Here is a 13,660-nt window from a genome sequence, read left to right as displayed (position 1 = left end):
CTACCTTTTTTATTTCAGTATTGAGGGGGAGCAGATTAACGTAAAAAACTACTCACCAACCACAATACAAAAAAGGTAAAACTAGCGGCTAAACCATCAGCAGGGAACAGCACACCCATACTGGTTAACCAAGTACCTAGGGGCGCACCAATTAGCAATCCTCCCAGCAAGGCAATCACCGTAATCACCAAAGCGCGACCGAATTTCTTCTCTTTACGATTGAGAAAATAAAGACCCACACCCACACCCACGGCTAATGCTAAAGGTGCAGAAGCAGGGTTCAATAAACTCAAAAGACTCAAGGCAAAAAACCCTCCCGCAGGCCAGATAATATCAGACCGAGAGGGGGTATCTAATAGTCCTTGTAACCACGCTGGAGCCTCTTTTGTGGGAGTGGGGGGTGCAGCAGGGGTGGTGCGGACTTCCCGTTCAGCAAAGCGAATTCGTTCCGGGACTTTAATTTTGCCTTCTTGACGCTGCCGCAAACGCTGCATCAAAATTTGATCATAAGCCGCTTCAATAAGATCAACTTGTTTGCGATCGCCACTATGGAGTTCGCTCATGCGAGTGCGGGCTTCTTGGATTTCCTCAAACGAAGCGTTTTCCGAGACTCCTAACTGTTCGTAGCAACTTAATTCGCTCATCTGATTTTTTTTCCACCTCTTATTTAAACTACCATTAACGGTCACCTGTCCACAAGTCCCCTGCTTTAATTACCCGGACCAGGGTCAAGCTACTTAAAATAAAGACTTGTAGACTCAATCATGATTATATTTTTTCCGAGATTGCGCGGCAAAATCGGGGATGAACAGGGGAGTTGCCAAGAGTCCCACTGTGAAATCGAGTCCTCAATAGAAAATATTGATGTTCCCTTGGAGTAATTACTAGAATAACTTGACTGCTTTCGCATCGTTCCGAGGCGATCGCAGAGATTCCCTAGACAATTTACCCAACGGTGTCTCAACTCTAACCTAACCCCCCAGATAATGGGTATTCCTCTTTAGTTTATCTTGCAGACCGCTCCTAGCGGAGATCCGTTCCTCTCGTCCCATTGCACTGCTGATCTGCCATACTGCGATCGCGAATTCATCAGGGATCAGGGGTCATGGCTAGGTAAAGCCGGTTCCAAGTCAAGACCCTGATTGTCACGACACTCTGATAATTCCTCCTTCTGTATTCAAAGGGCCACCCTGATTCCTCGATAAAAGACTCTGTAAACCCCTATTACTAGAGAGTCGTTACCGAATTAGATTCACGGGATAAAGACCCAGATTGGGGGCTGAAATTGGGTAAAAAATCCCTATTTTTAAAACTTGTCCAACCCGCCTTTGGACCCCTATTCCGAAAAAATTCCCCCAGTAGTCCCGGTTTAATTTAAGAATACCCATTTAGTGAGCTTTACTATGAATCAATCCCCAAAAGCTTTTATTATTGGTGCCAGTCAAGGAATCGGACTGGGGTTTGTGAAAAAATGCTTAGAAACCCCAAGTATTTCTACCATTTTTGCCAGCTATCGCCATCCCGACACTGCCGCAGAATTATTAACCCTGAGTCATCACCATTGCGATCGGCTAATTTGCCTACCAATGGACATCACTGACGAAGCACAAATTCAAGAGGCGACGGCTCAAATTCAGCAACATACCGACTCCCTCCATTTCGTCATTAATTGCGTCGGACTGTTACATGATTCCACCCTGCAACCGGAAAAAAGTTTGCGGCAAATTAACTCAGAAAACTTAATGCGATACTTTCAAGTTAATAGCATCGGTGCCGTCTTATTAGCCAAACACTTACTGCCGCTATTTCAACATCCTCAGCGCAGTATTTTCGCCACCATTTCCGCCAAAGTCGGCAGCATCGGCGACAATCAACTCGGCGGTTGGTATGGGTATCGTGCTTCAAAAGCCGCCTTAAATATGCTCATGCGAACCGTGGCGATCGAATATCCCCGCAAAGGTGCAAACGCGATCGTCATCACCCTCCATCCCGGCACCACCGACACCCGCCTATCCAAACCCTTCCAACGCAACGTCCCTCCAGAAAAATTATTCCCCATAGAAAAAACCGTCTCTCAACTCTGGACGGTTTTAGAAAACCTAGAACAAACCGATACAGGTGAGTTTTTCTCCTGGGACGGAACTCGCTTACCCTGGTAAAGTTATAATTTGTTAATTTTACAGCATAAGTGGTAAGTCCTTACTTGATATATCGGGGCAAAAGTTGCTCAAAAACAAAGCAAAATTCTTGAAGTTTCCCCCCTGAATTAGGCTTACCAATAATTGTCAATAGCGTTTTAGCGTCTCGCTGACTTAGTTCCTTCGTTTTGCGTTTACTGCTAAAGCCAAAGAAACCCACAATGGCTCGGTACCGCCTTTTTTGTAACGACTTAGCATTTAATTCTAGGATATCAATCGTTGTATTAGCAGCCTGGTCCTTCTCCTGAGAGGGAGAAACTTTCCCACCCCATCCATAAATAAATCTTCTTTCACAATCTTCTTGACAGGGTGAAATAAATTGTTCCTCATTCCACCATCCTCCTTTGATTGGCGCACCATAACCATGAGAGACATCGCCGCCATCTTTCGGGAAGCAAGCGACCATATTGCGATATTCAACATCCTCTAAATAGGTCTTTCCTGGATTGGGGACTGTTCTACATACGGATTGAGGCTTAATGTGTTCTATATGAGAATCTTCCTCAGATATGCTTACCCCGGTATAAGCACAAAGAAATCCCTGCTCTCTTAACAGATGATTTTTTAAAACTGTATGTGCTTCTTTTCCTTGGAGTGCGGCATAACTACAGTCTAGCTTTTCATTTTCCTTAAGCCAGTCTAAAAATTCTTTGGGAGGATGGGTTTTTCTAATCCTTTTCATAGTCTTCTAAGAGTTCAAGTCTATCTAAAAATGAAGTTGCTTCTTGCAGTTCAGGAAATTCCCCGACTTTTTGGGTAAGGGATTGAATCATTTCTCTAGCTTGGGAATAATTTTCGGCATTAATTGTATCAAATATTTGGTCTAAATCTTGTTCAATTTTAATATCTCTGGCTGAGGCTCCCATCAGATTTTGTAAAATCCATGAGCTATCCATCCCTAACCCTTGCTTGGGGGTAATGGTACAGATTTTTCCTGCATTATCTTCATAGAGAATCCGCAAGCATTCGGGTTCAATTTGACCAATGACTTGGGGGGAGTGGGTGGTACAAACAAATTGAATAGAAGGAAACGTGGTTTTGAGGTCATTAACAACCCGCCGCTGCCATTTAGGGTGGAGATGCACATCAATCTCATCAATTAGGACTAACCCGGGTGTTTTTTGCAGAATAGGGGGTATAATTTCGGGATTAGGGTCAATAACTTCCGTCAAAAATTTAGTATTTTGGTTGACGACTTTGATGGCAATATCAGCAATGAGAGCAACCATCATTTTTTGCCCTGCACTGAGGTTGCTGAAAGGGATAGGTTGATGTTCCAAAGAAACGACGATTTCAGCGCGATCGCCATCAAACCACAGGTCATCTGCTCCCGGAATACAGCGTAAAATGGCCCATTTCACCACATCATAACTAGGGCGCATTTTTCCATTACGTTGTAAAGCTGCGATCGCTTCTTTCTGAAACCAAGTTTGCAAGTCAGCAAGTCTAATTCGTTCTTCAAAGCAATCATAAAAAGCCTCCCATCTCCGGTTTATCCCTTGCTCCAATTTAGCGGTTTTGCGACTGGTGTTAGAAGGCAGCCAAGTTCGACCTGCTCCGTAATAAGCAATTACCGGAAACCAAATCATTTCTCCTGATTGGTCTCTTCTAAAGAGATTGCTAATAAAATCAATAACTTGTTTAGCCTCTGTATTCGAGGTTCGAGAACCGTTGAAGTTGATTTTTCTACACCATTTATAGGGAGAATTATCAATATAGCCCCTGGCTTTAATTTCAACAGGTTTATGTTCAATAAATTGCGTGACTCCGGCTGTTTCCACTGCTTCTAGTCGAATTTCCCCGGGTAAAATATTCCGTTTACTGTTAGATAGAGTGCTATCCGGTGGACTAACTAGCCATACGCCTGCCGCAATCGCTAATGCATCCAATAGGCTGGTTTTACCAGTCCCATTGTCACCAATGAGTAGAGTAAACTGGGGATGCAGTTGGAGGCTATAGTCCGAGAATTTTTTAAAGTTATGGATGACTAGATTATCAATTTTCATTGGGGGAGAGCAATCCAGTAGTTTCCAAGAGGTCTAATCGTTGTATCGGCAGCAGTGTTATTCTCCAAATCATGCATTTAATCACCGTCAAGAGTCATGGAAGAAATCGCGTAATACCGCAATATAGGGGGTAACAGATAAGATTTTTCGTTTTTTTCAATTAAACCCCGCCGGGTTAAAGATTGCAGGGCATTCAGCACCTCTGACGCTGAAATATTATTATCTTCTAGCAACCTAGCCAAAGTGACTGGGTTTTCTTCTTGGGCTAACCGGGAAATGACCTCTATTTCAATTTTTGATAACCGCTTAAATTGTTGCCTTAAATTATCCTTCAAATCTTCGGGTAATAAAATAGTATTTTCCAAAAATAACTCCCGAGGGCTGATATCCAAATCTTGCATCAAAGTAGCCAATATTTTTAACCATAAAGGATTACCTTGGTACAGGGAAATCAAGGGTTGACTGATTTCTGAACTGACAACCCCTCTATCCTTAAATATTTTTAGTGACGTTTTATAGTTTAAGCCCCGCAGTTTGAGACTATGAATAGGATGGTACTCGTTATTGTGCTGGGGAACTTGTCTCGGTTGTTCCCACCCAAGGAGTAACAAGCAACTTTGATGAGATAATTCCTCAATTTGTTTAAAAAAAGTAGCATAATCTTGGTTTTCAGGTTTATATTCTCCCGCAAATTTTCTCGAACTAAATAAATTATGAATATCATCGAATACGATTAAACACCGATGCTTTTGTAGATATTTACTCAAAGATAAAGGCTGATGCCTCTTTTTACTTAATGTAATTTTTGACCGTTCGGAAAAAAAATCAATCAAATTTTCCTCCAGTTGAGCAAAGGTGGGGCATTTTTCCAGACTGCGCCACACTACATAGTCAAATTCATCTTTAATTTCGCGGATTAGTTCTGTTGCCAGGGTAGTTTTGCCAATCCCGCTAATACCCTCAATGGTGATGAGGCGACAATTGTCTTGAATCACCCATTTTTTCAGGGTTTTGAGTTCATCGGTGCGATCATAGCAAATCCGCAAATCTGGCATTTCGCTCAAGTCTTCATGCAGGGTTTCGGTTCCTGTAGTGCCAGGATTTTTTAGATTATTTTTGCTGGGCGGCATATCCGAGGGATGCCTGTTTTCCCTACAAAAATTTACACTACCAATCTTTACAGAATCTCGATGAGAATTATCCGAAAAAATCGAAATTTCTAACCTTTCCATTGTGGCTCTATAATTCCCTTTATGAATATCTTCTCCTAACATTTCTGATAGGATTTGCCACAATTTAGAACCCACATCCCTAACATGACCTTCAGAACAATGAGACTCATCAGCGATTTTTTGATAAGTCTCCCCTTGGATTGTTCCCCGCAGTACGGCTTCTTGCAAGTCATCGAGGTGTTGACCCGTCTTTGCGAACACCAGTTCATCAGCGAGTTTTAACATTTCCTTAAGATTCATCCGTCTTGGTCAATGTCAGAGTTTTTACATTACTATATCAGACATTTTCCAACATTTTCCGATATTAAGCAAAAAATTTACTAAAAATTTCCGATAAAATCAGATATTTTCCGTCTATACAGAATATTTTAATCGTTCTATCCTAGACTTATGACATTTAAAGCCTAGGAAATCAATAAGAAACTGCATTGTATGGGAGAAGCTAAACGGCGTAAACAGGTTGACCCGAATTTTGGTCAGGGTCCGTCAGATTCTAATGATAGGCAAAAGCTGAAAATTAAAGTAGTTGAAATCGGTCGTTCTGGACGACCAGAATATATATTTCTTTCCCCTGCTGAACTTAGCGATTTGAAAGAAAGGGTGTTAACAACCTTGGCTTTCAATTTAATTCCAACTGATCCGCAGCTTGTTGAAGTTTTTCTAACTGCATCTTTAGCCTGTCATTATTGGCGATCAGACCTAAGTTTTGAGGATGCGGTAGAACAAGTGATTAATGATATGAAAAGAGCTATAGAGAAGAGATAAAAACATGGGAGAATCTAAACGTCGTCAAAAGCTTGATCCGAATTTTGGTAAGGGTCCGTCAGATTCCAAAAATAATCAGGAGATTGAGCTAAAAATTAAACCGGATTATACTAGGCTGGTAGAAATATTTCTTAATCAGGGATCACCTGCACTCATAGAAGCAATTTTTGCGTGGCTGGGAGAAACGGGGCAAATCCACGCAGGAGAAAAAGCTCAGACTTTACTAAATTGTGTTAACAAAATTACACAAACAGTATATGAACTCGCTTCAAAAAACTCTAAAACTTTAGCATCAATGGACTTTAAAATGGCGGGTTTTACATTAAAAGTTCCTTTTGAAACCGATGACTTTGAAAGCTACTTACCTGTAGTTAAAAATAAGGACTTAGCTAGAGAAGCCATGTGTTTAATAAACACCGGATTCTTTGATATAGCAATCACTTACCTGATTAACAAATATGGGGATGCAGTTGGAACGCTCAGGAAGTATGGCGTTGTCCTTTATATGGGAACTAACAGCAGTTTAGAAATTATCGATGCTGCTTGTGCGCTGGCTGCTTGGAAACCCTTTGAAGTTGTTACCTATGCTGGGGAAGAAAGGAATAGCCTAAATGGGCTAATCGAAAAAACTTTTCGTCCTCTTACAGAAGAAATTCAACGCTTTCGCATTAATACAAAAGGGGCAGATAGGTTTCCTTGTTTATCACTGCTTTGTCTAATTGAAAATAAGACAACTGGATCAATTAGTGAATTCCGTAAACATTATACAGCACAATCAGGTGGTCAACTAATTATTCCTGGCTTTAGTCCGGGTTCTGGTAGTTTTAAGGGTTTCTCCTCAATGAAGATTCTGGGAACTCCTCGCAACGTTCCTAGCATTCGAGGTTTTAATTCAAAAGAAGATTAACTGATTTAAGGCGAGGTATGCCCTGATTTAAAGATATGAGCGATCGCCCCTCTATCTTCTAAAAGGCGATCGCTTCCTAATCAAATCTAATTTATGAGACTCCATAATGTAAATCGCGAACCAAGACATGGAATTCCCATAAATTGATTGTCAGGGCAAAAAAATAAAATCAACTAATTCCCTTTAGGAGAAAATCTTATGTTTAATTTTTTCGGTCATTTGTTTGGATGGACAAAAGAAGAGTCTAATTCTGATAACTTCCAGCCTCAACCCGTCAATCAATCTGCTAATACAAATTCTTATAGCCAAAGGTCCAGTTTCAGCAGCTCGATAGACTATGAAGATATAGATGACGCTTCAGATGATGATTACAGGGAACCCAACCCTAACTATACACCAATGGATGATTATGATTCTTCTAGCTGGATGTACGATCCAGATAATGATTATGACTAATCCATAACCAACTGAGGTCCTCAATATCATCAAACCTCATCAAGACGATTTTCATGGGTTCAATAACGGGAAAAGTTTAAACACTTATTACTGATTGCCAAGAAAATGAAAAAAGACTTTTTCGCCGATTTAAGAGAAGCTATTAAAAGCTTTATTTCAATAGTAATTGCGTTAGCTTTATTGGGTTCATCAATTTTTGTTTTAAATTTTATAAACTGCATAAACCCATTTTTTGTGGGATTTCGCACCTGTGGTTACACCCAAACGACACCATCGAACTCTCCTGATAGTTATCAAGACGACGACTTGAAGACATATTAAAGTATCCAACAGGAAGGATACCGGACCCCTATCTTTATAGGGGCGACTTGATGTTTCGCCCCTACAAGCTTATCTCTTTAAATCTGCGTAATTTAGGAGAAAACTCTTCTTTATAAAGTTTGGTGGAGAACAAACAATTTTAGACAAAGAGTCAGCCCCCGTGACTGAATTACCGAGCAACAATTCCTGACCATTGGACTTTTTTGAGTCCGTCTCGGCGGTAGGAAAAGAAGTTTTCGGGGTCTTGATAGGTGCAATGGGGGGAAATGGCAACTTGCTCGGAAGTTATGCCCAATTGCTCTAACTGTAACTCAATGGTTCGTCGGACATCTAACCGGGATTTTCCGGGTTCGGAATCGGGTAAGATGGGAGAATTGGGGAAGTCTTGAAGGGTTTTTAAAATGTCTTCAGAATTGTCTAAATCAACTAGACTGGCACAGGTTTTGAGCGCAACTTCGGTGTTGACTTGATACACTGGGCCGGAGATGGCGGGCCCGATCGCCACTCGTAATTGCTCCAACTGACTCCCTTGCTTCACCATGTCAGAGATCGCCACTGCCACAATATTAGCCGCAGTCCCTCGCCATCCCGAATGCAACGCCGCCACCTGTCCGGTTTGGATATCCCCAATCAATACCGGCGAACAATCTGCACTACAAACCCAGATTGCTTCCTGGGACCCTGCACTCATTAACCCATCCGCCTCGGGTTTCGGTGGCGCATCCTCTTCTAACGCTTCTTGCCGAACCTGGGGGGTCAAAGTTTCCGTGCTCAACACCGTATTCCCATGCACCTGTTTGACGCGGTACACCGATGCTGTGGGTTGTAACACCTCCACCAACTCCTCGGGCGATCGCGGCCAAAATTGCTGAGTAAAAAAGCCGTGAGCCCAAGGTTCCAGTAAACTACAAGTCAGATAGGGCAGTCCGTTCCAATTCCGCCAGCGCCAAGTATGCATCTTTGGTTTGAAGATAAATAATTAATCAAGGAATCATTCAGGGGAGGAGCGACAGGCTCAGACTACAATCCCAACTGGAAAAAATCCCAAAAATTTTCAGCCTGAAGTCGCATTTTATGCTACCTTAGACCACGGACTCTTTATCCGAACCGCTCCTGTGGGCCTGAATCAAGATCGTTTAGAAAGTATGCTCCAGTGTCTGCGATCGCAGCACACCCTTAATTCTGGAATGACTGACGGGGGTTTCGCCTCACACCCATCCTTGTCTCCGTCATCCCTTGACTTTTCTATTCACATCTTGGATCAAGTACCCTCCACCAATGAAACCCTCTGGACCCTCCTTGCCGACGGGGCCCCTCCAGGAACGGTGGTTATCGCCACTCGTCAAACGGCGGGAAAAGGACAACGGGGACGCCAGTGGGACTCATCTCCGGGGGGTCTTTATCTCTCCCTGGCCCTAACCCCGAACCTCAATGCTCGGGATGCACTACTGCTGACCCTCTGTAGCGCCTGGGGACTGGCAACAACCTTCCGCGCCTACAATATTCCAGTCAGCCTAAAATGGCCTAATGATTTGATTCTTGACGGCTACAAATTGGGGGGCATCCTCACCGAAACCAAAATTCATCAGGGACAAATTACTAAAGCTGTCGTCGGAGTGGGCATTAATTGGTCCAACCCAGTCCCCGAAACCGGGATTAACCTCCAAACCTTCCTAGGCGACTGCCCTAATCCTGAGATCACCTCTCTGGAAATGTTGGCGGCCCTAACTATCTGGGCAGTCGCCTCCGGATATCAAACGTTTGATGAGAAAGGAGTAGGGACTTTGCTGCCCTCTTATCAAAACCTGATGCTTGGCATCGGTCAAACCCTTACGGTAGAAGGTTCCGCAGGGGTTGTCCTCGGGGTCAGCAATACCGGAGAATTGCGCATTCGTCTCAACGAATCGGCGCGATCGCATCCCAACTCTCCTTTCCCCGGTGCGTCGAGTACAGAAATTGAGTTGATGCCCGGTACAATTAACCAGGGGTATCCCATTCTCAGGGCCTAACTGCGCGGTGTTTGCTGTGTAGAACCCTGCTTTGAAACCGTTAATCCTTCTAGGAATCTATAGCGAAGAGCGAATTAAAATGAGCCAGCGATATCAATTTTCCCGCACTCCTTTAAGTATTATTTGTCAGGTTTCTCTCCTGTTGCAGGGACTCGCGTTGATTCCCTCCCTCAGTTTGCTCGGTGGAGACGCAGATGCTAACGCGCAGACTCCATCGGATGCAGCAGACCCTTTTGGTCAAGCTGAAATGGCTCCCCCGCCCGTTGAATCGCTTCCGTCGGAACCGGAAGTCTCCACTCGGGCTGAACTCTTACAACCCTTAAAAAGTTCGGATTATCCTACCGCAGGAGTTGTTGAGGAAACCCCCGCTGACCCTGGGTTTGCGGAAGATGCCTCACCCGACCCCTTAGATACTGCTGGGGTGACCCCGTGGTATCCTGAATCGGACGCAGGCGATCAGACCCTCATGGCGCAACCGGATCCGATTGAAGGATACAGACGAGAGGCGATCGCCCCCCCGGAAGATTACCCAACCCCGGAAACCGCCACCGCTGAACCCACCCTGGAGAATATCCACCAAAGTAATCTTTATGTCGATCCCACGGAGTATAGTCTGCCTACCCCCAATGACTCCCCCGCTGCCGTAGCTACACCGGCATCGGAAGAGTCGGACCCCTTCACCGCCACCGCACCCCCGCCACCGGAAGTCGTAGAACAAGCGGTGCAAGTTGAACAGCCCATCCAGGCAGCCTCTCAGGAGAGTGAACAACATCGGTATGCCGAGGACCGGCTGCCCGTTCCAGCATCCATTCAGCAAGCCCAGCAAGCAAATCTCTATAGCCCCGCCTTACAACCCCTGGAATCCCCGGCGATCGCAGCCCCAGTAGGCGCTTCCTCGGCACAACCGGAATCCGGTTACTATGCCGAACCTGAACTGTCCTACGCCGCACTGCCTCAAGTTCCACTTAGGACCGGCAATGCCTACCCGGAAGAGTCCGTTCAGGCTGACATTGATGGCATCCACTATCGCACCAAAACCGCTGCGCGAAACTTTGACTGGAAACGCCTCGGACGGTCCTCGGGTCGTCAGGGGAACGGCAACACCAGCATGATCTTCCCCCTGGCAATTCCGGCGGAAATTACCTCCTTATTTGGCTGGCGGAACCATCCCATTTTTGGGGGTAGCCGTTTTCACTCCGGCATTGACTTAGGGGCACCAACGGGAACTCCTGTGGTGGCTGCCTATAGCGGCACGGTATCCATCGCCGATTGGATGGGAGGCTATGGTCAAACCGTGGTTCTCCAACACCAGAATTCCACCCTGGAAACCCTCTATGCTCACCTTTCCAGTATCTTTGTCCAACCGGGAGAAGTGGTGGAACAGGGTCAAGTTATTGGAGAAGTGGGCAGTACCGGCAACTCCACCGGACCTCACCTCCATTTTGAAATGCGTGAGTTAACTCCGGAAGGCTGGATGGCAATGGATCCTGGGACTCAAATGGAGTATGCTTTAGCCCAAGTCATTCGGTCCTTAGAGACGGCCCCCCAACTTGCCACTCTTGCCTCGGATAAATCAACCCTCACAACTCTCCCCTCGTTAGAGATGCCAGCACCCCCTCCCCCCCTGGCATTCTTGAATTCTCCTGTGAATCTGGAAACAGCTTCTACCACCTTATTGGATGTTCCCACACCACCCCCAGTCCCCCTACCTCCGGTTCCCGTCACTTTAGAGGTTAGTATCCCGGCAACGGAGTAACCTTCTGGTTTTCTAGTAACAACTTCAGTCGTTCGGCATTTAAAGGCGATCGCCCCATTAGCACCTGGGTTGATTTTTCCTAAAACTCCTATTAATGACTGAAGTTGTTACTACCAATTAATCGCCCGGTTTAGCTTAACAATTGTTTATAGCGGCGGCTAAAAAATAATAGGCATCAGGGCTTGTGTTATTGCACCCGATGCCGTATTATGTAATAATGGGAAGCTTGACTAAAATAAAATTTTTGATTATATTTCTATTATAACATAATATATCAAACCTTAGAACCAAAAGCAACCCCTGCAAGGAAAAAAAATGCGCCGGGGTGAAGGGGAACTAAAAAATTAATTTAGAGGTAGCCATGTTCTGCCAAAAAAGAGGGAGAAATCTGGTCAAAACTGGACAGGGAGGACGGGACTGCATCAGAGGGAATATCTGATAGAGAAGAACCGAAACTCGAACGGATGAATTTACCGACATATTTGCCTAAGATATCGGCTTCTAGGTTAACCCAGTGACCGAGTTGAAGATAGCGTAAGTTAGTTTCAGCGTAGCTGTGGGGGATGACGGCGGCGGTAAAGTAAGTGCCTTGTTCATCACACTCAGCAATAGTTAGACTGATGCCATTCACCGCTATGCTTGCTTTTGGAACGAGATAAGGGGCAATTTGGCGCTTCCATAGCAGTTGGGAAGAGGGGGGTGCAGTAAAGGTCATTTCCCAGGAACTGGCGGTTTGGATAGACTGTTGCAGACAGCCGATCGCATCCACATGACCCGTGACAAAATGACCGCCTAATTTGCTACCCACGCGCAGAGAGGTTTCAAGATTGACGTAGGTATGAGAAACGGTCCCGAGGGTAGTGCGATCGAGGGTTTCTGGGGAGGCGATCGCCACAAAACCTCGGGGCAAAATCTCGACGACGGTCAAACAGACCCCATCGACAGCGACGCTATCCCCTAATGCTAAATCCGTGAGCACCAACTCAGCGCCGGAATGACAGGAAATTTTGAGATTTTCTGTCCCGATCGCCTCAATCGTACCTAATCCCTGAATTAATCCGGTAAACATAGCTTTTTCCTTGAAATTGCATAAATTCTCGACAGGTTGTTACCATTTTTACCAATTTCCTGTCCAATGTTTTATTAAATTCCTGGCAAAAGAGGGAGCTCAGCGGCCAAAGAAGAAGGCATACTGGAATTTGTCAAGCTAAAAAAAGCATAGTGGCCGAACAGAAGTAGGGACCCTGCCGGTTGCACTTCTGGTTGAACCTAACCGTTTTGCCTTAACGTTATAGTGAAGCATGGACCTGCCTAAAACAGGAGAACGAGACTTGCTTCAGAGGTGTCGAGTTCATTATCCCCCATAGCGTGTTCTAAAGAGGCCGAGCCCATGATTGAGATGAAAGTCGCTGGAATTGCATTGGATGCAGCAACAAGGAGTCCCATAGTGCTGCTCAGAGACGCCGGAGATCGACGAGCTCTGCCGATCTATATAGGCCAAGACCAAGCTAGGTCAATTATTAGCGCCCTGGAAAGCCAAAAACCGCCTAGGCCTTTAACTCACGATCTCATGGTGAATATCCTAGAAGAATATGAGATCAGTTTAGACCGGATTATTATTCATACTTTACAAGACAATACCTTCTATGCAGTCCTGAAGCTTCGTCATGGAGAAGTAGTCAAGGAGATTGATGCCCGTCCTTCGGATGCGATCGCCTTAGCACTGCGGACCAACAGCCCAATTTGGGTAATGGAAGAAGTCGTAGCGGATGCTTCGATTCCCGTGGATCGAGAAGCGGATGAAGCAGAACGGCAAGCGTTCCGTGATTTTGTTTCTAATATTAGCCCGGAAGATTTCATTCAGCGTAAGGAATTTGGTTCGGGTAGTGGAGAAGTTCAAGAATCGTAGAGCGTTTCAGGGGATACGGAAGCAAGGGGAATCAAGAATTCAGAATCAAGAGCAACCCGAGGATCTGTGCATTCTAATTTCGCAATTCCCGGCCTTCCTCC

13 protein-coding genes are annotated in these 13,660 nt (G+C 45.0%); 7 read left to right on the top strand and 6 right to left on the bottom strand.

All coding sequences use genetic code 11. The features are described from left to right. Nucleotides 1-35: 35 nt before the first annotated feature. A complete protein-coding gene (locus tag NG796_RS07160; RefSeq protein WP_261205216.1) occupies nt 36-644 on the bottom strand; it encodes a CPP1-like family protein in 609 nt (202 codons plus the stop codon). A gap of 759 nt (nt 645-1,403) precedes the next feature. Between NG796_RS07160 and NG796_RS07155 the strand changes: the two genes are divergently transcribed. Then, nucleotides 1,404-2,159, top strand: a complete 756-nt coding sequence (locus tag NG796_RS07155) for an SDR family NAD(P)-dependent oxidoreductase (protein ID WP_261205215.1) — start codon at nt 1,404-1,406, stop codon at nt 2,157-2,159. Nucleotides 2,160-2,199: 40 nt separating this feature from the next. Here NG796_RS07155 and NG796_RS07150 read toward each other — a convergent pair whose 3' ends face one another. From NG796_RS07150 to NG796_RS07140, 3 genes are all read right to left on the bottom strand, one after another. Next, nucleotides 2,200-2,880, bottom strand: coding sequence for a retron system putative HNH endonuclease (locus tag NG796_RS07150; RefSeq protein ID WP_261205214.1), 681 nt, complete (start codon nt 2,878-2,880; stop codon nt 2,200-2,202). After that, complete coding sequence (locus NG796_RS07145; protein WP_261205213.1) at nt 2,867-4,204, bottom strand: AAA family ATPase; 1,338 nt, start codon at nt 4,202-4,204, stop codon at nt 2,867-2,869. Before NG796_RS07145 ends, NG796_RS07150 begins: the two co-directional genes overlap by 14 nt. Before the next feature lie 77 nt (nt 4,205-4,281). Next, nucleotides 4,282-5,661, bottom strand: coding sequence for an NB-ARC domain-containing protein (locus NG796_RS07140; RefSeq protein WP_261205212.1), 1,380 nt, complete (start codon nt 5,659-5,661; stop codon nt 4,282-4,284). A gap of 207 nt (nt 5,662-5,868) precedes the next feature. Here NG796_RS07140 and NG796_RS07135 point away from each other — a divergent pair, with 207 nt between their 5' ends. The 3 genes from NG796_RS07135 to NG796_RS07125 all read left to right on the top strand — a co-directional run bounded on the left by NG796_RS07135 (nt 5,869) and on the right by NG796_RS07125 (nt 7,564). After that, nucleotides 5,869-6,201, top strand: a complete 333-nt coding sequence (locus NG796_RS07135; protein ID WP_261205211.1) for a hypothetical protein — start codon at nt 5,869-5,871, stop codon at nt 6,199-6,201. 4 nt (nt 6,202-6,205) lie between these two features. Continuing rightward, nucleotides 6,206-7,108: a hypothetical protein gene (locus NG796_RS07130; RefSeq protein ID WP_261205210.1), complete on the top strand. Its 903-nt coding sequence runs from the start codon at nt 6,206-6,208 to the stop codon at nt 7,106-7,108. Nucleotides 7,109-7,306: 198 nt separating this feature from the next. Then, nucleotides 7,307-7,564, top strand: coding sequence for a hypothetical protein (locus NG796_RS07125; protein WP_261205209.1), 258 nt, complete (start codon nt 7,307-7,309; stop codon nt 7,562-7,564). Between the two features lie 490 nt (nt 7,565-8,054). Here NG796_RS07125 and pgeF read toward each other — a convergent pair whose 3' ends face one another. Continuing rightward, nucleotides 8,055-8,843: a peptidoglycan editing factor PgeF gene (gene pgeF / locus NG796_RS07120; protein WP_261205208.1), complete on the bottom strand. Its 789-nt coding sequence runs from the start codon at nt 8,841-8,843 to the stop codon at nt 8,055-8,057. Between the two features lie 187 nt (nt 8,844-9,030). Between pgeF and NG796_RS07115 the strand changes: the two genes are divergently transcribed. Then, nucleotides 9,031-9,894, top strand: coding sequence for a biotin--[acetyl-CoA-carboxylase] ligase (locus NG796_RS07115; RefSeq protein WP_261205207.1), 864 nt, complete (start codon nt 9,031-9,033; stop codon nt 9,892-9,894). Between the two features lie 79 nt (nt 9,895-9,973). Continuing rightward, nucleotides 9,974-11,650, top strand: coding sequence for a M23 family metallopeptidase (locus NG796_RS07110; protein ID WP_261205206.1), 1,677 nt, complete (start codon nt 9,974-9,976; stop codon nt 11,648-11,650). 349 nt (nt 11,651-11,999) lie between these two features. Here NG796_RS07110 and NG796_RS07105 read toward each other — a convergent pair whose 3' ends face one another. Next, on the bottom strand, nt 12,000-12,719 hold the full coding sequence (locus NG796_RS07105) for a riboflavin synthase (RefSeq protein WP_261205205.1): 720 nt from the start codon (nt 12,717-12,719) through the stop codon (nt 12,000-12,002). A 321-nt stretch (nt 12,720-13,040) separates the two neighbouring features. Here NG796_RS07105 and NG796_RS07100 point away from each other — a divergent pair, with 321 nt between their 5' ends. Then, on the top strand, nt 13,041-13,559 hold the full coding sequence (locus tag NG796_RS07100) for a bifunctional nuclease family protein (RefSeq protein ID WP_261205204.1): 519 nt from the start codon (nt 13,041-13,043) through the stop codon (nt 13,557-13,559). The last annotated feature ends 101 nt before the right edge of the window (nt 13,560-13,660 follow it).

Source organism: Laspinema sp. D2d, assembly GCF_025370755.1.
GTDB lineage: Bacteria > Cyanobacteriota > Cyanobacteriia > Cyanobacteriales > Laspinemataceae > Laspinema.
This window is presented reverse-complemented; position numbering and strand designations above follow the sequence as displayed.